Origin of the sequence: Actinoallomurus soli (assembly GCF_024055715.1) — a bacterium.
Classification (GTDB): Bacteria; Actinomycetota; Actinomycetes; order Streptosporangiales; family Streptosporangiaceae; genus Actinoallomurus; species Actinoallomurus soli.
The window spans coordinates 835,523-854,053 of sequence record NZ_JAMXMV010000001.1 but is presented as its reverse complement, the minus strand read 5'-3'; the positions used below and the strand labels follow the sequence as shown (position 1 = coordinate 854,053).

21 protein-coding genes are annotated in these 18,531 nt (G+C 67.7%); 10 read left to right on the top strand and 11 right to left on the bottom strand.

The features are described 5' to 3' along the window. Window positions 1-9: 9 nt before the first annotated feature. The gene (locus NDW01_RS03875; RefSeq protein ID WP_252816616.1) at window positions 10-855 is read right to left on the bottom strand and encodes an SAM-dependent methyltransferase; all 846 of its coding nucleotides are present in this window, start codon (window positions 853-855) and stop codon (window positions 10-12) included. 121 nt (window positions 856-976) lie between these two features. On the opposite strand from NDW01_RS03875, the gene NDW01_RS03870 reads away from it, so the two are divergent. The 3 genes from NDW01_RS03870 (at window position 977) to NDW01_RS03860 (ending at window position 5,602) form a co-directional block, all read left to right on the top strand. Beyond that, entirely contained in the window at window positions 977-2,158 is a 1,182-nt protein-coding gene (locus tag NDW01_RS03870) for a cytochrome P450 (protein WP_252816615.1), read from the top strand. Continuing rightward, on the top strand, window positions 2,155-3,087 hold the full coding sequence (locus NDW01_RS03865) for a carbohydrate kinase family protein (RefSeq protein ID WP_252816613.1): 933 nt from the start codon (window positions 2,155-2,157) through the stop codon (window positions 3,085-3,087). Before NDW01_RS03870 ends, NDW01_RS03865 begins: the two co-directional genes overlap by 4 nt. Window positions 3,088-3,226: 139 nt before the next feature. Next, complete coding sequence (locus NDW01_RS03860; RefSeq protein ID WP_252816611.1) at window positions 3,227-5,602, top strand: hypothetical protein; 2,376 nt, start codon at window positions 3,227-3,229, stop codon at window positions 5,600-5,602. Window positions 5,603-5,771: 169 nt separating this feature from the next. Here NDW01_RS03860 and NDW01_RS03855 read toward each other — a convergent pair whose 3' ends face one another. From NDW01_RS03855 to NDW01_RS03840, 4 genes are all read right to left on the bottom strand, one after another. Further along, window positions 5,772-7,181, bottom strand: coding sequence for a hypothetical protein (locus NDW01_RS03855; RefSeq protein ID WP_252816610.1), 1,410 nt, complete (start codon window positions 7,179-7,181; stop codon window positions 5,772-5,774). A gap of 341 nt (window positions 7,182-7,522) precedes the next feature. Further along, the gene (locus NDW01_RS03850; RefSeq protein ID WP_252816608.1) at window positions 7,523-8,227 is read right to left on the bottom strand and encodes a DUF998 domain-containing protein; all 705 of its coding nucleotides are present in this window, start codon (window positions 8,225-8,227) and stop codon (window positions 7,523-7,525) included. Between the two features lie 11 nt (window positions 8,228-8,238). After that, on the bottom strand, window positions 8,239-8,781 hold the full coding sequence (locus NDW01_RS03845; RefSeq protein WP_252816606.1) for a MarR family transcriptional regulator: 543 nt from the start codon (window positions 8,779-8,781) through the stop codon (window positions 8,239-8,241). Between the two features lie 111 nt (window positions 8,782-8,892). Then, window positions 8,893-9,711, bottom strand: a complete 819-nt coding sequence (locus tag NDW01_RS03840; protein WP_252816604.1) for a GON domain-containing protein — start codon at window positions 9,709-9,711, stop codon at window positions 8,893-8,895. Between the two features lie 255 nt (window positions 9,712-9,966). Between NDW01_RS03840 and NDW01_RS03835 the strand changes: the two genes are divergently transcribed. After that, window positions 9,967-10,398, top strand: a complete 432-nt coding sequence (locus NDW01_RS03835) for a TIGR03667 family PPOX class F420-dependent oxidoreductase (RefSeq protein WP_252816602.1) — start codon at window positions 9,967-9,969, stop codon at window positions 10,396-10,398. 115 nt (window positions 10,399-10,513) lie between these two features. Here the strand turns inward: NDW01_RS03835 and NDW01_RS03830 are convergent, their stop codons facing one another. Beyond that, a complete protein-coding gene (locus NDW01_RS03830) occupies window positions 10,514-11,071 on the bottom strand; it encodes a dihydrofolate reductase family protein (RefSeq protein ID WP_252816601.1) in 558 nt (185 codons plus the stop codon). Between the two features lie 194 nt (window positions 11,072-11,265). On the opposite strand from NDW01_RS03830, the gene NDW01_RS03825 reads away from it, so the two are divergent. Further along, window positions 11,266-11,613: a hypothetical protein gene (locus NDW01_RS03825; protein ID WP_252816599.1), complete on the top strand. Its 348-nt coding sequence runs from the start codon at window positions 11,266-11,268 to the stop codon at window positions 11,611-11,613. Between the two features lie 139 nt (window positions 11,614-11,752). On the opposite strand, the gene NDW01_RS03820 is transcribed toward NDW01_RS03825, so the two are convergent. Both NDW01_RS03820 and NDW01_RS03815 read right to left on the bottom strand, forming a co-directional pair. Continuing rightward, complete coding sequence (locus NDW01_RS03820) at window positions 11,753-12,154, bottom strand: hypothetical protein (protein ID WP_252816598.1); 402 nt, start codon at window positions 12,152-12,154, stop codon at window positions 11,753-11,755. Between the two features lie 2 nt (window positions 12,155-12,156). Further along, entirely contained in the window at window positions 12,157-12,393 is a 237-nt protein-coding gene (locus NDW01_RS03815) for a hypothetical protein (RefSeq protein ID WP_252816597.1), read from the bottom strand. Window positions 12,394-12,610: 217 nt separating this feature from the next. Between NDW01_RS03815 and NDW01_RS03810 the strand changes: the two genes are divergently transcribed. Genes NDW01_RS03810 through NDW01_RS03805 form a run of 3 tightly spaced genes read left to right on the top strand, consistent with a single transcriptional unit; the run spans window position 12,611 to window position 14,177 of the window. Beyond that, complete coding sequence (locus tag NDW01_RS03810; RefSeq protein ID WP_252816595.1) at window positions 12,611-13,432, top strand: helix-turn-helix domain-containing protein; 822 nt, start codon at window positions 12,611-12,613, stop codon at window positions 13,430-13,432. Continuing rightward, window positions 13,429-13,569, top strand: a complete 141-nt coding sequence (locus NDW01_RS44215; protein WP_406567679.1) for a DUF397 domain-containing protein — start codon at window positions 13,429-13,431, stop codon at window positions 13,567-13,569. The genes NDW01_RS03810 and NDW01_RS44215 overlap by 4 nt, the downstream gene beginning before the upstream one ends. 23 nt (window positions 13,570-13,592) lie before the next feature. Continuing rightward, a complete protein-coding gene (locus NDW01_RS03805) occupies window positions 13,593-14,177 on the top strand; it encodes a DUF6879 family protein (protein WP_252816593.1) in 585 nt (194 codons plus the stop codon). Between the two features lie 202 nt (window positions 14,178-14,379). On the opposite strand, the gene NDW01_RS03800 is transcribed toward NDW01_RS03805, so the two are convergent. The 3 genes from NDW01_RS03800 to NDW01_RS03790 are packed head-to-tail and all read right to left on the bottom strand — an operon-like array spanning window position 14,380 to window position 16,075. Beyond that, window positions 14,380-15,162 (bottom strand): DUF6082 family protein, encoded by a 783-nt coding sequence (locus NDW01_RS03800; RefSeq protein ID WP_252816591.1) that lies wholly within the window; start codon window positions 15,160-15,162, stop codon window positions 14,380-14,382. A gap of 18 nt (window positions 15,163-15,180) precedes the next feature. Then, on the bottom strand, window positions 15,181-15,780 hold the full coding sequence (locus NDW01_RS03795) for a DUF6879 family protein (protein ID WP_252816589.1): 600 nt from the start codon (window positions 15,778-15,780) through the stop codon (window positions 15,181-15,183). Then, complete coding sequence (locus NDW01_RS03790) at window positions 15,773-16,075, bottom strand: hypothetical protein (protein ID WP_308211625.1); 303 nt, start codon at window positions 16,073-16,075, stop codon at window positions 15,773-15,775. Before NDW01_RS03790 ends, NDW01_RS03795 begins: the two co-directional genes overlap by 8 nt. Before the next feature lie 602 nt (window positions 16,076-16,677). Between NDW01_RS03790 and NDW01_RS03785 the strand changes: the two genes are divergently transcribed. Both NDW01_RS03785 and NDW01_RS03780 read left to right on the top strand, forming a co-directional pair. Beyond that, window positions 16,678-17,772 carry a DUF3293 domain-containing protein gene (locus NDW01_RS03785; protein WP_252816587.1) on the top strand — a complete coding sequence of 365 codons (1,095 nt, stop codon included), beginning with the start codon at window positions 16,678-16,680 and terminating at the stop codon, window positions 17,770-17,772. A gap of 66 nt (window positions 17,773-17,838) precedes the next feature. Next, entirely contained in the window at window positions 17,839-18,528 is a 690-nt protein-coding gene (locus NDW01_RS03780; RefSeq protein WP_252816585.1) for a hypothetical protein, read from the top strand. Window positions 18,529-18,531: the final 3 nt, after the last annotated feature.

The following is an 18,531-nucleotide window of genomic DNA, read 5'->3' as shown; positions in this document are numbered from 1 at the left end:
CCGGTCCGGTCAGGGCACCCGCGCGAGGGCGCACAGCATGGAGACGTCCTCCACGGCCGGACGCCGCCCGGCCGGCTCGTCGGGCCGCCAGTCGACGACGGAGGTGATGCCGGGGTCCAGGACGTCCAGGCCGGTGAAGAACCGGGCGAACTCCTCGGAGGACCGGAGCCGGAAGGGCACCCCACTGCGCCGGTTCGCCTCCTCGGTCTCGGCGAGCTCCTCCGGCGTGAGATGGTCGCTGGTCCCGTGCGTGATCACGACGTGGCTCCCGGACGGCAGCGCCCCGACGAGCGTGCGCACCACACCGTACGGGTCCTCGTCGTCGGTGATGAAGTGCAGGACGGCGACCATCATCAGCGCGACCGGTCGCGACAGGTCCAGCGTGCGGTGCAGGTCCGGGTGCGTGAGGATCTTCTCCGGATCGCGCAGATCGGCGTCGAGGTAGGCGGTGGCACCCTCCGGCGAGCTCGCCAGCAGGGCGCGGGCGTGCGTCAGCACGATCGGATCGTTGTCGACGTACACGATCCGGGCCCGGGGATCGGCGCTCTGCGCGACCTCGTGGACGTTGCCCGCCGACGGCAGCCCGGTGCCGATGTCCAAGAACTGGTCGACACCGACGTCACGCACCAGGTGACTCACGACCCGGCGCAGGAACTTACGGTTCTCCACGGCGGCCAGCCGGACGGTCGGGAATCCCGCGGCCACCGTCTCGGCCGACTCACGGTCGATCGCGAAGTTGTCCTTGCCGCCGAGCCAGTAGTCATACCTTCGCGAGGGGTGCGCCTTGCTCGTGTCGACCCCGCGGGGCGCCCGCTCGGCGTCCCGGAACCCTCGATCCACGTCGTCCGTGTTCACGGCGAGCATCGTATCGAGGTGTGATCACCGTGTCCGTGGCCTTACCGGAGAAACGGTGGCAGCGCGCCGCTTTCCACGGAATGATCATCTCGACGGATTTCCGGCGATGGAGCGGCTGGCGATGGACCTGAGGTACAGCCCGTACGATTTCAACGTTCACGAGGACCCTTATCCGGTCTATGCCAGGCTCCGGGACGAGGCGCCGGTCTTCCGCGACGAGGCGGACGACATCTGGGTGCTGTCCCGGCACGCCGACGTGCTGGCCGCGCTGCGCGACTCGACGGCGTACTCCAGCGTCAACGGCCTGCGCATCGAGCCGGCGTTCTGGGGGCCGGACGCCGAGCGGTTCTTCTCCTTCGTCGCCATGGACCCGCCCAGGCACACGCGCATGCGCGGCCTGGTGTCGCGGGCGTTCACACAACGCCGCGTCCAGGAGCTTGAGCCGCGGCTCCGGGAGATCGCCCGGTCGTACGTCGAGCGGCTCGCGTCCGGGGGGACGTTCGACCTCATGACCGACTTCGCGGGCCCGTTCCCCACCGACGTGATCTCCGAGCTGGTCGGTGTTCCCGAGGCCGACCGCGATGAGGTGCGCCGGCTGGGCGCGGCCATCATGTACCGCGACGACGAGTCGTCCGACCTGCCGCCCGAAGCGCTGCAGGCGATCGGCGCGCTGGTCGGCTACTACACGGAGCTGACGAAGGAGCGAGCCGGGGAGCGCCGCGACGACCTGCTGTCCGGCCTCCTGAACGCCGCCGAGGGGGACGACCGGCTCACCCCCGAGGAGATCGTGGGGGTGCTGATCCTGCTGGTCGGCGCCGGCATCGAGACCTCCATGCTGACGCTCGGCAACGCCTGGTACGCCGCCTGGCGGCACCCGGATGAGCGGGCCCGCGCCTTCGGCGGCCGCGTGGCGGACTGGGTCGAGGAGACCCTGCGTTACGACCCGCCGTCCCAGGCCCTCGCCCGTACGACGACGACCGAGGTACGGCTGCACGGGACGACCGTTCCGGAGGGGGCGCGGGTCCTGCTGCTCGTCGGCTCGGCCAACCGCGACCCGGAGGTCTTCCCCGACCCGGACCGCTTCGACCTGGACCGCGACACCGGCGCGTCACTGGCGTTCGGCAACGGCCGGCACCACTGCCTGGGCGCCAACCTGGGCCGGCTCGAGACCCGCATCGCCCTGGAGGAGATGGTCGAGGTCGTCGCCGACTACGACATCGACGCCGGCGGCCTGCGGCGGATCCACGCCAGCAACAACCGCGGCTTCGCCGCCCTCCCGACCGCGGTCACCGCCCGTCGGTGAGGCAGCACATCGACGAGGAGGAGCGGATGGTCCCGCAGCAGGAGTCGTACGACATCGTCGTGGTCGGCGGCAGCGGGGTGGACACGATCGTGCGCATCCCGACGCTGCTGGCACCGCCCACCGACTCCATCGGTGTCCCCCCGATCGAGGAGTGGCCCGGCCAGACCGGCGGGAACGTCGCCCTCGGCGCCCGCGCGCTCGGCCTGTCGGCCGCGCTGCTCGACTACATCGGGGACGACTGGATCGGCGCGCAGGTACGCGAGCGGCTGGCCGAGGGGGACGTGGAGTTCGCGCCGCTGATCTCCCCCGCCGGCACCCGCCGCGCCGTGAACCTGGTGGACAGGTCCGGCCGCCGGATGTCCTTCTACGACGGCCGCGACCCGGCGGACCTGCGGATGCCCCGTGAGCACTACCTGCCCTGGGTGGGCCGGGCCCGGCACGTCCACCTGTCCATCATGAACTTCGCCCGCTTTCTCTACGACGATCTCGCCGAACTCGGCGTCCCGGTCTCCACGGACCTGCACGACTGGGACGGGCTGAACGACCACCAGCGGGAGTTCGCGCTACGCTCCGACCTGGTCTTCTTCAGCGCCGCGGGCACGGGCCAGGGCTTTCCCGGCGTGATGCGCGAGATCCTGCGCGAGGGCCGCGCGGAGATCGTGGTGGCCACGGCCGGCGCGGACGGCGCGTACCTCCTGACGCGGGACGGCGGCGACACCCCGCGGCACATTCCGGCGACCGTGCCGCCCGCGCCGGTCGTGGACTCCAACGGCGCGGGCGACGCGTTCGTCTGCGGCTTCCTGTACGGGCGGCTCGCCGGCCGGGACGTGGAGGAGTGCGCCCGCCTCGGCGCGGTCGCGGGCGCCTACGCCTGTACGGCCCCGGGCTCGACCGCTCTGATCTCCGCCGAGGCGCTCCAGAGGGCGTGACGGGCCTCCGATCCCCGCAGTAAGAGGCGTCGCACGAGTAACAGGACGGTAATTCCGTCGCAACCGACGGCGCGAAGATCGTTGCCACCCTTGCTCGTCGATGGGGCTTTTGCCCCGTCTCGTACGAGAAAGGGCCTTGATGAGACTTTCGGCGAGATCCTTCGCCTTGGGGGCGGCGTGCGCGCTCGGCGTCGCCCTCGCGCCCACCGCCGCGACCGCGGCGCCCGGCCCCTCCCCCGGCGGATCCTGGTCCGTCACCCCGGTGCACGGCGGCTACCGGGTCACCCTCCACCTGGACCGGCCGCTGGAGGCCAGGGACGCCTTCCCTGAGCTCGCGGTCAACGGCAGGTCGGTCGGGTACGCCCAGCAGTCTCCGGACGGCCGCACGCTGACCGTGACCACCACCGACCGTACGGCCGCCGGGGCGTCCTCGGTGCAGGTCGCCTGGAACGGCGCCGTGCCCGGCTCCACGACCGCCACGGCGTCCCCGACGGCGACGCCGAAGACCTACGCCTCTCGCACGGTGCCGTCGGCGGACCCGGCGTCAGCGGGCCCGTACGGGTTCGACCGCGCCGACTACGACTTCGGCGACACCGCGCTCACGCTGTCCGGCCTCGGTGGCCGCTCGGTCGAGGAGCGCGCCGCCGTCTGGGTGCCGAAGGACGCGCCCGGCCGGCGGCCGGTCGTGGTCTTCCTGCACGGGCGTCACTCCGCCTGTTACGACCCGGTGGCCAAGAAGACGGACAACACCCGCTGGCCGTGCCCAGACGGGTATCAGCCGATCCCGAGCTTCCACGGATATGACAAGTCCGCCGAGGTCCTGGCGAGCCACGGCTATGTCGTCGTCTCCATCAGCGCGAACGGCATCAACGCCCAGGACAACCCGTACAGCGACGACGCCGGCACGCTCGCCCGCGGTCAGCTGGTGCTGGACCACCTCGACCTCCTCGCGAGGGCGGACGACGGCAGGGCGCCGGGCATGAGCCCGCTGCTCAAGGGCCGGCTCGACCTGAAGGACGTCGGGCTCATGGGCCACTCGCGCGGCGGCGAGGGCGTCGTCAAGGCCGCGCTGCTCAACGCGGCGCTCCCGCACCCGTACGGCATCGACGCGGTGCTGCCGCTGGCGCCCATCGACTTCGGCCGCGAGACGCTGCCAGACGTTCCGATGGCGGTGATCCTGCCGTACTGCGACGGCGACGTGTCCAACCTCCAGGGACAGCACTTCTACGACGACACGCGGTACGCGAGCCCCTCGGACACGGTGCTGCGCTCCGCGCTGCTGGTGATGGGCGCCGACCACAACTTCTTCAACACCGAGTGGACGCCGGGCGTCGCCGCGGCCCCCGCCAGTGACGACTGGTCCAACCAGGGCGACGCCACCTGCGGGACGGGCTCACCGACCTCCATCCGCCTCACCGCGGCACAGCAGTACCAGGTGGGCGTCGACTACATCACGGGCTTCTTCCGCATGGTGATGGGCCGCGAGAAGGACCTGGCGCCGATGTTCGACGGCAGCGCGGGCACGCGGATGTCGGTCGGCGCGGCCACCGTTTACGAGGAGAGTCAGGCCCGGACCCGCGACCGGCTCGACCTCGCGCCGCTGGAGGGCCCGGCGCCGAACGTTCGGATCACCCCCGCCGAGTCCGGGCGGTTCTGCGCGAGCATGGGCGGCCGGTCGCCGCAGAGCGGGCTGCCGTCCTGCACGACGTCCACCCTGACGGGCCGGTTCCCGTCGTTCACCCCGGCGAACTACGGCGGCAACGTCACGGCGACGCCGCTGCTGCACCTGAGCTGGACCTCGCCCACGTCGATCAGTGCGGACCTGCCCGAGGGCGCTGACAACATCAAGCGGTACGACGCCCTCACCCTGCGGGCGGCGCTCGACGACGCGAACGCCGCCGCGGACCTGAGACTCACCGTCGTGGACGGCGGCGGCCGGACGCGGTCCACGACGGTGTCCGCCCTCGGCGACGCCCTCACCCCGTTCCCCGGCTCGGGCAGCCTGCTGCCCAAGACCTGGCTGCGCACGGTCCGGTGGCCGCTGGCGGAGATGACCGGCGTCGCGGTGAACGACATCCGGCGCGTGGAGATCTCCAGCGCCTCGGCCACGGGCGGCGTGTTCCTGTCCGACCTGGCGTTCCAGGACTCCGCGGTCGGCAAGGGCGGCCCGACCACGCTCCCGCAGGTCTCCATCGAGGGGACGACGGTGAACGAGGGCGACGGCCCCGGTACGGCGACGGTCACGCTGAAGCTGTCGGAGGCGAGCAGGGTCCCGGTGACCGCGAGCGTGCAGACGCTGGCCGGAACCGGCACCCAGATCGCCAACGCGGCCCGGCAGGTCGTCATCGAGCCGGGCCGTACCGAGGCCGCGGTGGGGGTCCCGGTTCAGGGCGACACCGTTTCCGAGGCGACGACCGACACGGTCTACAAGGTGTTCGTGGTCGCTCCCGTGAACGCGGTGGTCGGCCAGGATTTCGCGCACATCACCGTGCACGACGACGACCCGGCCTTCTGACCGTACGCTTCCCGTCTCCGGCCGCAGGCGCCGACCCACGCCGCGATCCCCGGCCGGGCGCCGGTCGGGCCCGCCGGCCGCACTCGGCCTGCGGGCCCGTCCGCGTACTGCTCCGGCGGGGGCTGCACGATGAGACCGGCCTGGACCTCTTCGGCCGGCTGCTCGACGATCAGTGGTCGAGTGCGTATCCCAACAGGCCCTCTTGAGCGACGTCCGCGTTCCCGGGCGCCTCACAGTCCGGCCGCTCGGAGACGAAGTGATCTCCGAGCCCGGCGATATGGCACCGGTAGAGAGGTACGGACGGACTGGCGGGACGCTTCGCGTAGATCCAGCCTTCGGTCTGGAGAATCGCATACTGCGAGCCACCGCAGTCGGCGCTCTTGTACAGGAACTGATCGTCTCGGCCGTTGCGGCAGCCGTACAGCGGAACGGTGCCTGGTTCCTGCGCAGAACGCAGGTACCAGCGTCCTTCCTCGTGGAAGCCGGCCGGGGCCGGTCCGGTCGTGACCTGATGCCGTGCCCCATTGCTGTAGCGGACCAGGGCGACGTCGGTCGCCTGCGTGCCCTGAGTGCACCGTACGGTGCGCCGCATCAGCCGGGCCGTCGACCAGTCCGGTTCGGCGCTCTGCCACTGGGTGTAGTAGACGAAGAAGGTCTTGCCGGGCGCGTTCGGTGTGCTGCCGCCCGCAACGATGGTCGGGTAGGCGTCGAAGAAGTCGGGGTCACGCCACAGCGGATGCCGCGTGGACCATCCGTTCACACCGTTCGCGGAGGTGGACAGGACCATGTCATGCGGCGACTCACCGGTCACCATGATCGTCCGCCCGGCGCCGCGGACCACATCCGGTGCCCAGGCCATCGGTCGGCCCGCATTGATGTCGGCAGACGCTCCGCCCAGCGCCGGCTGTGCCCACCGGCCGCCTTGATACTTACTCCACGCGCTCACCTTTCCTCGCTTCGCCGCGGCCAGTACGGCGGTGATCGGCGCGCGTGCGACCGAGAGTCCGGTGAAGGCGATGCGCCCTGCTCCGTCGGCCGTGGCATCCGAGAAATAGACGTACAGGTAGGAGATCTTGCCGACTCTCGTCACACTGAACGAGGGCGCACCCAGGTCGATCGTCGTCTGCGTCTTCTGCGCCGTGGTGAAATCGACGTGCGGGCGCACGATCTCGCCGAGCCGCACCACCTTTCCCGTCTTCGGATCGACACGTCCGAGGTGGAGTTCGGTGTAGAACTTCGACGCATCATTCCCGTACGGACGCTCGAGGTGCAGCATCTCCAGCACCTGTCCGCTTCGGGCATCGCGGAAGACCGGGCCACCGCCCGCGTAGTCATAGCCGCTGGGCACGTTGGCCACAGGCTGAGCGCTGCGGACGCCGTCGGCGACCGGGTCACTGAGCGTCCCACTGGTGACGGTGACCTTTTGCGGGGGCCGCAGGCCGGGTGTGCCGGTCGCGAAGAAGCGGTACTTGCCGCCTCCGTCGTTGACGACGCCCAGCGCCGTGTCGGGCCAGGCATCCAGTCCCAGCCGCCGACGGTCGGCGACCGACACGACCTCCTGCGCGGGACCGACGGCCACCCCGTCACACCCCGGTGCGGCGGCCGATCGGGCAGATGCGGCGGGCAGGTCCGCCGCCGTTCGCGTCGGCCGGTCGGACGCGCCGCAGGCCGACGCGCATATCAGGGCCGCCCCGGAGACTGCTACGGGTATCAATGCTCGCATCTACGATATCCATCATTTGTCGTCCACCGGCGATCGCGGTGGGGGTATGGACTTCACGCCGATCTGGGGACTACGCCGCCTGCACCATCACCACGGCCGGGATTCGTCCTTTTAGGCGAGTCGAATCGGCGGGTGCGCTTTCGTTGTCCATAGCGGCTGAGCCAGCGTAATGAGTGATCGTCGACCCGCGGCAGTACCTAAAGGTGGAAATTCGCTCGTCCCAGTCGGGCGACGTGGGTGGCCACGGCGATGCCCCAGACCGCGCCGCCGAGTGCGATCGCTCGCTGGGTCAGACCCTGATACGCGGCTGTGGATGGGGCCAGTATGACGATCAGGCCGGCGACGAAGACGACGCCCAGCAGGACGGTGGGCGCGGCGAAGCGGCGCCACTGTGGCAGACGCCTGAAGCGGCGGGCGAGCACGAACGGCGTGACGATCAGCAGGAGGACGCATGCGAACCCGATCGCGCTGTGCACCTGCGCATGCCAAGAAGTACTCGCCTGGGCCTGGCTGCAGCCGTCGGCGGCACGGCAGTCGAGCCGGAACACCGCGTCGGTCAGGTCCTGGATCCCGGAGAGTGCGGCCAGCCACGGGCCTGATCGGCCGGCTCGCCCGGCGTGGATCAGTGCGGGGCGCAACCCGAACAGTGCGAATGCGATGCTTCCGGCGCCGGCGAGCGCCTGCGGGATGAGGAAAGCCCAGACGTGCGGAGCCGTGAGGGCCCCCATGTCGCTGATGTCGTCGTGAACCGGGCTGTAGGCGGGCCCCTGCCACGCACCGGCCACCAGCCAGGTGCACACGGCGACGATCTCTGAGATCAGGCCGATCAGTCCCCATCGGGCGAGGGACCGGGAAGAGGGCCGTGCGGTCACGGCCCGGGCCGCAGATCGGATGCCGGTCATGTGCTTTCCCTTCACAGGCTGGGAGGGGCCGTCTCGGGCGAGGAGTCCGGGCCGGCGGCCTCTCGGCGAGCCCCCGATCGCCGGGCCGCCGGTGGGATGGAGGCGTAGCGGATGCGCCGGGCGTGGCGGGCTCGGCGCTCGGACCCGTCGGCGAAGAACCGGACCAGGGTCTCCAGCTCGGTTACGGAATAGCGGTCGAGATCGGCGGTGGCTTCGGCCGCGAACGGTTCGAAGATCTCGGCGATGCGGGCGAGAAAAGCGTCCGTGAGCTGCACCTGGATGCGGCGCCGATCGTTCGCATCACGGGCCCTGCAGGCGTATCCGGCAGTCTCCAGGCGGTCGAGTGCGGTCGTCATCGCCGACTGGCTGAGACCGGCGTGCTCGGCCAGCTCGGTCACGCTCATGGGCCGGTCAAGGAGCAGGTCGAGGCACCGCAGATCGGTTCGGTTGACGCCCAGCCGCTCCGCCACGGCCTGGTCAAGGGCGTCGATCTCGCTCTGGTAGCGCCGGATCGCGGCGGTCAACGTCGCGGCCACGATCTCTCGGTCTGACATAGGTCAGACTTTAGGATATTTCGAAAATCGAATCAATCCAATCCGCACAGGGCGATGCCGGGCCGGCATCGACCGGCCCGGCATCGGGAGGGTTCACGCTACGAGCGCAGGTCAGGCCACGGCGTGGATCCGGCCGGTGATGTCCGACGCCGCCACCGGGCGGCCGTTGTGCCGGACGATGACGAGGGCCTGCCCGCGCTCCCGCCGCACCTGCGTGGTCAGCCCGGACGTGCCGCCCAGGTGGAGGCAGAGCTGACGGCGACCGGGAAGCACGCCGTTCTGCGCGCAGCTCAACTTCAGGTGGTAGAGGCCCGGGCTCGGGTTGAAGGGGTTGTACAGCGGCGGGGACGACATCTCCCAGCCGCAGTAGCCGCCGCCGCGCAGGTCGACCACCTGGCCGTTCCCGCTCGGACTCGCCGACCCGGAGGCGTTGAACCCACCGGTGGCGAACGCGTTGTCGACCCGGAACGGCGTGTCCTGCAGGTCGATGTTCCCCGTTCCGTCCGCCTGCGAGGTACACGACATCGCGACCCCGTACGGCATGCTGGTCACGGCCGTCCCGCCGTGCCGCAGCGATCCGGTGGACGCCGCGAAGGTCAGGTCGCCGATGTCGACGGTCAGCGACTTCGGGTCGACGCGGACCCTGGTGAACGCCGTCCGGACGTTCGTACCCGGCGAGGCGCCGCCGGCGGTGTACTGCGAGAAGTTGACGCCCTGCCCGGTCCTGGCGAGGTCGATGTACTCGGTCGGCGTCGTGGACATGTGGTAGCAGTACGCGGTAAAGATGTTGCCGTTGTTGTACAGCAGGTAGGTTCCGTCCCGCGCGATCGGAATCGCCTGGTGAATGTCCTGGCAGCTGTTGAACAGCTGTACGGGAGCCGCGGCGGCGTGAGCCGGTGCCCCGCCCGTCGCCGGGAGAGCGGCGCACACCGCCGCCAGAAGAGTCGATATCCGAATTGACGATCCAGCCATTGAATGTCCCTTGTTCGCGAGCGAGTGGACGACTGCGATCAGGACGTTAACGTCCGCTTAAGAGCCGGCCGTTCAACGCGCGAAGTGTGCGGCTTTCGGAGTGTCGGGCGAGATGCGGGGTCACGTCAGGTTCCCGGCGACGACGAATTCGCGCCATTCCAGGGCGCTTTCGAGCAGCGGGGGACCTGTTCGAACCCCTGGTAGAATCGGCCCGTGGCGAGCTTAACGATCCCTGATCAGACGACCCCCTACGGCGAGCGCGTCCGCCGCAGGCTCACCCACGAGGCGATGATCTGGCTGACGACCGTCGGGCGTGACGGCGCGCCGCAGCCGAACCCGGTCGGGTTCCTCTGGGAGGGCGGCGACAGCTTGCTGATCTACAGCCAGAAGGACGCCAAGCGCCTGGCGAACATCCGGCGACAGCCGCTCGTCTCGCTCAATTTCGACGGCAACGGCGGCGAGGACATCGTCGTGCTCACCGGCACCGCCGAGATCCTGGACAACCACCCGGCGGTGCCTGACAACCCCGCGTGGCTGGAGAAGTACGGCGAGGCCATCGACGCGCGCTTCGGCGGCGCCGCGAAGTTCGCCGAAAGGTTCTCGGTCCCGGTCCGCATCCACCTCACCCGCGTCCGCGGCCTCTGACCCGACCCCGGCCGGCCCACCGCCTATGAGCCGGCCGAGGGGCCGAAGGCACTCGCCGAACTGGAAGCGCGCGCCACCATGGGCAGGCCGGCCCTACTGCCCTGAGACCGGCCGATCAGGAGGTCGCCGCCGGGGCGTAGGTCAGGTGCATGACGCCGTTCTCGAACCTCTCCTGGCCGGTGAGGGCCAATGAGGTGCGCCGGGTCCCGTCGGGGAAGAGCCTGGCCCCCGACCCGAGTACGACCGGGTAGACCAGCAGGTTCAGCTCGTCGACCAGGCCGTCGGCCAGCAGCGCGCGCACCAGGGTGCCGCTGCCGCTGATGTAGATGCCGTCCGCGACCTCCTCCTTCAGCTTGCGGATGGCCTGCGGGTCGTAGGCACCGAGCACGGTGGAGTTCTGCCACTCCTCGGCGGAGGTCAGGGTGGACGACACGACGTACTTGGGGGTGTCGTTGAAGAACGGCGCGCCCGGGTCCTCCGCGGCCGTACGGGTCGACCAGGCCGGGGCGAACATCTGGTAGGTGGTGCGGCCGAGCAAGATGGCGGAACTGGACTCGGTCATACGGGCGATCGCCCGCCCCATCCCCTCGGTGAAGCCGTAGTCCGCCGTCCAGCTCGGATTCTCGAACACGCCGTCGAGGCTGACGAACTCGTGAACGCTGATCGTGCCCATGGTGGTCCCCTCTCCCGATGATGACGCGCGACGTGAGCCGGAACGGAGCAGAGACCTCCCGCCGTCCCGGGAACAATGATCGGTCCCGGTGACCTGGCCCGACCGCGGTCGTCGACTGCACAGATGACACCACGGCCGTCCGACAATTTCGTGAGCCACGCTGTTCGGGGCCGGCCGGCCGTAGGCTCCCGACCATGCACGTCACCCTCACGGAGCACGCTCGCTGCCTGTACGGCGATGAGTACCGGCCCACACCCACGTGCGGCCTCGAGCACCACGAGCACTACTTCGTCGAGGAGCTGACGTTCGCCGACGCCGACGCGATACTGGCCATGCTCCGCGAACTGTCCCCGCATCTGGTCGACGGTCACCTTCCCGTGTGGATCCGCAACCTGGCCTACCGGCTCGTACTGCTGCAACGGCCCGACGAACCGGCCCTGATGCGCGAGGCGGCGGACAGCCTGTACCTGCACGGCCCCGACTGGGACCACATCGCCGCGGACCTCCGGCACCGAGCCGACGCCCTCGAAGCAGGGGCCTGAACCTCCGGACTTCCTGCTCGAATCGCTGACCTTTTGATCCCTCACCAGGCGACGATTCGCTCGTACGCCTCGTCGAAGGCGCCTTAGTAGGGGGCCAGGCACAATTCGATCCTCGGCAAGGCGGCGACCCCGTCGAGCATCATGCATCGCCCCTCCGGACACGGCGCCGGGCCGGGTCCGGTGCGCCGTGAAGGTAGGCGTGGAGCTCTTCGGCGGTCATCTCGTCGAACCGCGCCAGCGCCACCTCCAGGAAGCGGAGCTGGTCCGGGTCCGTGGTCGCGACACAGACCGGCCCGCCCGCCCACCTCCAGAGTGGGAGGCCGCCGGTGTCCGACACCGACGACCACCCCGGCGGCGCCGGCAGCTCGGGGTGCGTCCGCTGCCGACGCTGCAGGCTCATCCGGGCTGCGGCCGGATACTTCCGGACCAGGAAGTCGAGGTGCAGGAGCTCCCGCGCCTCCGACGGCGAACGCGTCGCCAATGAGTCGACGAGGGCGCGCAGCGCGGGAAGCGAGCGCATGAGCCGCTGTTCCGGGGTCATCGTCACATCCCGCTGCGGCGGAGCGGGACGCAGACGACCTTGCTGATCGACCGGACCAACTCCTGGACGTCGTCGACGTCAAGGAGCCGGTCCGAGTCGTCGATGCGGCCGATCGGCACGCCCCACGACCAGTGCCACCTGAGGTCGCCCTGCGTGTCCGGCCGGCAGGCGATCCGCTCGCTGAGGTGATTGCTTGCACCGTGGATGAGGATTTCTGCCCCGTATTGCTCGGCCCTCAACCCGGCCGCCTGGCATTCCTGGGTAAGCCACTTCGCATATGCGCGAATGTCCTCTGATGTGTACCGATTCATCCTTGGCTCTCCGTTGATTCGTCGCCCGGATTTTCGATGACCAGGCTCACACGGTGGGTTACGGTGAGCTACGAACCCTCATCCCCCCGTACGTCACCCGTGACAGGCGTCGCGAACAACGGGTGTCGAGATCAGGAGGCATTCGATGCCTGCTCAGCGCAGCCAAGATCCTCTAGTCGAGACGTTCGCCGACGAACTGCGGTTTCGGCGCGAAGAGCGTGGTCTCTCCCGCAACAAGCTCGCCGACGCGCTCGGCTGCACTCCCCAGTGGATCTACAAGGTCGAAACCTGCGAGAAGCCGCCTTCCGAAGCCTTCGCCCAGGATCTCGATACGTTCTTCAACACGATCGGCATGTTCCACCGCCAGTGGGAGAAGATCCGGAAGTACCGCCGTACTCGGGTCCTCCTACCAGGATTCCCCCAGTACGTAGAACTCGAAGCACAAGCCGCAATCATCCGAGCGTTCACCCCGCTAGTCGTATCCGGCCTGCTTCAGACTGAGGACTACATGCGAGCACTCATGGCCACGAGTCAGACCCCTCACACACTCGAGGAGAGGGTGGCCGGCCGTTTGGAACGGCAAGCCGCAGCGTTCGATCGACCGGACCCGGCAAAGGGGTGGTTCGTCCTTGATGAGTCGGCTTTACAGCGCGTCATCGGTGGACCCGACGTGATGCGAGCGCAGCTGATCAAACTATGTGAGCTCGCAGACTCACCGAACATTCACGTACGGATACTCCCGTTCGAATCTGTGACCTACGCCGGGCTCGATGGAATGTTCGTAACCCTGGCCCTTACTGACGGAACGGAGATCGCCTACCATGAGGGGCCGGGCATAAATCAGCTCACTCAAGAGCCCGCTGCAGTCAACGAGTATCGCGCCCGCTTCGATCTTGTCATGGGCGAGGCGTATCCTCGGAGCGATTCTTTGAAGATCATCACGAAGACACTGGAGAACCTGGGATGACGGTCCCCGATGCGCAGGCCAACGCCCAGTGGCGTAAAAGTACCTACACCGCACAGGGCGGCGCCGACTGCGTAGAGGTAGCCGCCCTGGCGAACGTGATCACCCAGTCGGACAACAGCCTGTCCGGTGTGGCATAGCTATCCACCTACACACCAGGAATGTGAACGTGCCACCAGCCTGGGCGCTTGCGGGGAGCATGCGCCTTAATGTTGACGGCTTCGGGGCTGCGTTCACGGACGCCTGGTCACGCATCGAGTCGCGGTTTCTGAAGCTCGAATGCTGGCAGGCCTACCGAGAACGGGAAGCGAGCGAGTCGCAAGCGGCGTACGAGCGGGGCGACCTCCAGACCGCCCGCGAACTGCTTCGCCGTGAAGCGCAGGCCGACCGCCCCTTGTACGAGGATGTCCAGAAGCGGGAGATCGAATACGCACGCATACGCCTCGTACAGGAACCGCTAACCGTCTACCTCGAGTATGAGCTGCTGAGCTACCGAATCCGCGCTGAGATGGGCGAGAACATCGAGATCGTCGTCTGTGCCCCCTCACTGCGCCTGCCGGATGAGCGGTATTTCGACTACCTACTCTTCGACCGGCACACCGCCCTCATTCACGACTACGGCTCTGGCGAGGCTGGCCTGCAGGTCGGCGGCTGGGTCACGCACGAGCCAGCAGTGATCGCCGCGCTAGAAGCTACTGTTGAAGCCCTCCACTGGAACGCCATCTCGCTCAGCGACTATCTGGGATAGGCGCCGCGCCGAGTCGCCCGCATCCCCCGCTACTGCCGTGACCATGAAGGTTCGCCGGGTTGGGTGACGCGCGCCGGGGTGGGTTCATTCTCGAGGTTGTCACCTGAGCAGGGATTTGTTCCTGCTCAGGTGACAGCCTCGGATCGCAAGGGGCAGGTCCGAAGGGGCAGGCCGACGTGTCACACCCGGCGAACGTATGTGGTCACCGCACTACCCGACTGTGTGGCTGACTACGTCGTGTGCGGCTCGAGCGGAAGTCTTGATCACGCCACACCAGTCGAATCAGCACACCCAAGCCCGTGACAACCAAGCCGACGGCCAAAGCTTTCCACCAGTGGCGCTCATCGTCACCGGATGGCACCCCAGGGTCAGGAGGCGGTATCGCCGGCGTGTCGCGCAGGCGTTGGTACTCCTCATCGATGATCTCATGGAAACGTCGGTGCAGCTTGCTCTCCGAAGTGTCCAGACGAGCGCGACGTGCCAGAGCCCAAAAGTCCCTTCCGATAGTCCCGGAAAGGAATTCCGCGGCGAGCAATCTGAGGTGGTCGTCCGTCAGCGTGCGCGTCGCGTAAGACATCTCCCACTGCGACAGGATCATATTCGCGTACATGTTCTGGCGTTGCAGGACGAAGGGGTCAGCGAGTCCAGACGGCCCCCAGACCTTGTTCAGCTCGGGGTCGTTCATCGCCATTTCGAGCAGGCGGGTATGTGATTCGCGGATGGCCTGCAGCCGGATGGCTCTGGACTCTCGCGCCTGCAGGACGAGCGTCACGGCGACACCGATGACCGCCAGCACTGACAGCACTGCGGACGCGGCGCCGTACGTCTGGCCGATCGAACTCAAACGGTCCCAGTGACTCGTAGAACCTCGGAAGGCATCGAGCGCCAGCGGCGAGACTCCGATAAGGCTGACGCTGAGCACCACAACGAGGATCAGCGTAACAATCAGCGAGATCCTGGTGGACCTCGGCGCGCCGCGCGGCATACCGACAGCTGTCCCTCGTCAGGGGGTCGGCGGAGGGAGCGTTGCGATCTCCCGTGCGAAGTAGTCGAGCAACGGTTCGGCAGCGGCGTACAGGTCGGCGACCTCGCGGGCGGACTCCGTGATCACGTCCGCGTCGTCTATACGGCGAGCCCCGTAAGCGGTCCCCTGAGAGTCGTACAGCACCTCGAATAGGACACGCTCTCCGAGGATGACGATCTCCGGCAACAGGTGATCGGCCTCCAGATGCCGCACCTTCTCAGCATCCAGAACGCGGATATCCTCCTCCGCCTCAGCAAGGAGCCGGAAGTACTGCATCTCCCACTGAAGGTAAGGCGTGACCGGGTGCTCCACCACTCGCAGCCGTCGAGATTCGACGCCGAGGCGGGCATCTTCCGCGACCTTCGCCCTCACCGCGTCGCGTTCCCGTTCGTTCAGCTCGAGCGCACGTTCCCAGTCCCCGGCCGCGAACGCCTCCCAGCTTGGAACCCCTGGCTCGCGGAACGTCTGCCGCCGCTCAAGCTTACGAAAGATGATCTGCTCGTACGCTTCGTCGTAGGCGTCTGAGTATGAAGCCAGGTCCAACTCGAGACCGGGCTGGTCGGCGATCCGATCAAGCATCAGGCAGTTCCGGTTTGGCCGCAACCGCCATATTGCGTGGGATTACGACGAGGCGTTCATGCATTCCGATGGAGACATCATCAGGCAGGCGACCAGCGAAGACCTCGGTCATATCCGTCCCGACGACAGCGATGTCGCCGTTACTCAGCTCCCAGATGTCCGGGCAGGTCTTACCCTGACTTGTGTTACCGAGCTCCGCCGCAGATCGCCCGATTCTGCGCGTGAACGTCGCGTTAGGATCTGCTATCCACCGTTTAGTCATCGCCGACCCCCTGGCCTCCGCTACCGGCAGCATGCCACTCGACGCTAGGGCCTGCAAGGCAAGCGTTGACCCTAAAACGTCATTACGTCAGGGTGTTTTCCGAGTGATTCTTTCTCGAATCTCAGCGGTTGGAGCAAGACAGTCAGCGAAGGCGGAGCCTGACAAGCATTCCGGCGACCCCCGACTGTCTTCGTGATCGGATCCGTAGAACAGGCCCAAGTCCTCGTTACGCGGGTCCCCACCTACGCCGGGATCCACGTCGGGTTACCGCAACGGCTGGTGAATCCTGCCGCGCGCCAACGGCGGACGCGACCTGGCTGACCTCCCGTGCCTCGGTCGGCGAACCGGAACCGGCCGCCTCGGCCCGCACGGTGGACAGTCGGCGGGGAGCCGCGCCGTAGACGACGCGCGAGGCCCCCACCACGCCCACGCGGACGTCCGCCTGGACAAGCCTCGAAAGTGTCGTTCGTGCCCGTTACGATCCCCTCATCCTGAACTCACACACGCCGACGAGCCCCTCCATGGCCGACTGGTGTTGATGGACGGAGAACATCATCGACGAGGTCGAGGGGCCGGCATCCCGCTGGGACGCCTATGCACAGACGGTCGTCCGGATTGATATCGATGGGACCGAGATGGAGATCTCGCCGGCCGCCTTGGGGCGATGCGTCGGGCGTTTCCCCGATGAGGATGGCCGCACCGTGCACATCATCACCGCAGTCGCCCCGGGGCGCGAAGCACGCCAGGCCGTCGAGAATGAGCATGCGCGACGAGCTCTCGAGTCGGAGCTACGCGCTTTGGACCTGCACTGCTGGCCTGCGATGACCGGGGATTCCGCCCGTACGCCGACGAAGCCGAGTGTCGCGGTCGTTGGGCTGGACGACGACACCGCACGCGAGATCGGCCGCCGTTTCGGGCAGGAGGCCGTCTTCGCGTGGTCACCGTCGTACTGGCGGATTCTCGCCTGCTCCGGAGCGCGAGAACGCGCGACCGGTTGGACCATCGCCGACCGGACCTCGGTCGCGGCATCGGTCCCCGAGGATTCGGACTCGGCTGCGACATCGACCTCCGTGGAACAGCGACCGCGGTGCACCGCGGAGGAGGCCAAGGCGAGCCTGGGCGGTGATCTGACGATCATCACCAGCGACATCACCGGACGGAACCTGACCGCGATCCCCCGGGCGTGGGCTCACGCCGGCGCGGCGGCACGCATCGCGTTGACCCGAGCCCGTACCTACGGCCAGGTCCGCGCGACCAGGTGGGCGGGTTGGATCGACGAGCCCAGCCATACGCTCTTCGACTACTACAGCAGCCTCTACTCCGCCCGTCATCCCGAGACGGACCTTGACGAATTCAGCGAAGAAGAGGCGTGGGGGCTGATCACACCGTCCGACGAAGAACCGTTCGACCTCGACCACCCGGCCTTCAACCCCGAGGTCGAGGGATTGAACACCTCTTGGGAGGCCAGACCCCACCTGGACACCGACGAATGGATGCCCGCGGAGATCGCCCAGAAGTACGGCATCCCCGACAGCCCCGGATGGTGCCTCAACGGTGAGTACGAACCCGCCAAGTATCTCTACCCCACCGCACGCCGCGACGAGATCGAACAAACGCTGCGTGACCTCGGCTTCACGGTTGTTCACGATGACGCATTGATCGATGCCTACTGGAACGGCACCGAATATCCCGACCCCGAGGTGATTCCCTCGATCGACCAGTCCGGTTGATCCAGCCGATCACGAGATGACCGTCGCGAGCAGGGAACAGTTAAAGATTCATCCGGGGGCATAGTTATGGGCATCGAATCATCCGACTGGCCGAGCGTCGACGTGGACGAGGCCAGGCGGTTGTTCACGCTGGCCGACTCTGACGAGACCTTCGAATCGTGGCTCGCCAGTCAAACAAAGATGGCTTTCTATCGGAGCCCGCAGGACGAACTTCTCGTCCGATCGTTCCAAGCTAGGAACCCCTGGTCCAAGCTCTTTTCGTCCACGGGACGACTAGTGGGCACACTGGTCGCGACCTATTGGGATGTGGACTGGTCGGAGGAACACCTCGGCCTCGTCGAAGACGAGGCCAACGACGAAGACGACCCTGAGTGGCGTCCCGCGAAGATAAAAATCTCCGGCATCGATGGTACGTTCGACGGCGAGATCGGCTTGGTCTACGACTTCGCAGGCCGAGGCACGTACGAAGCCGTACGCTTCACCACCGAAGTAGCGGAAGCGATCGCCTCCGCTTTCGAATCGCTGAGTGATACCCAGTTGAACAGCGTGGGCGAAGAAGACGTGATCTCGGACCGCTGGAACTCAGAGAAGTATGGCAACTTTATTCCTCGTGCGCATTTCTCGCCAGGGAGGTTCCACGTCGTCACGGGAGACGACGAGTGGGAAAGCATCACTCCAGACGAAGACGGGATGTACCGGCTGGACTTCGACGGCTTTTACTGGGGAGAGGTAGACCCGCCGAAGCCACGAGGCTGATGT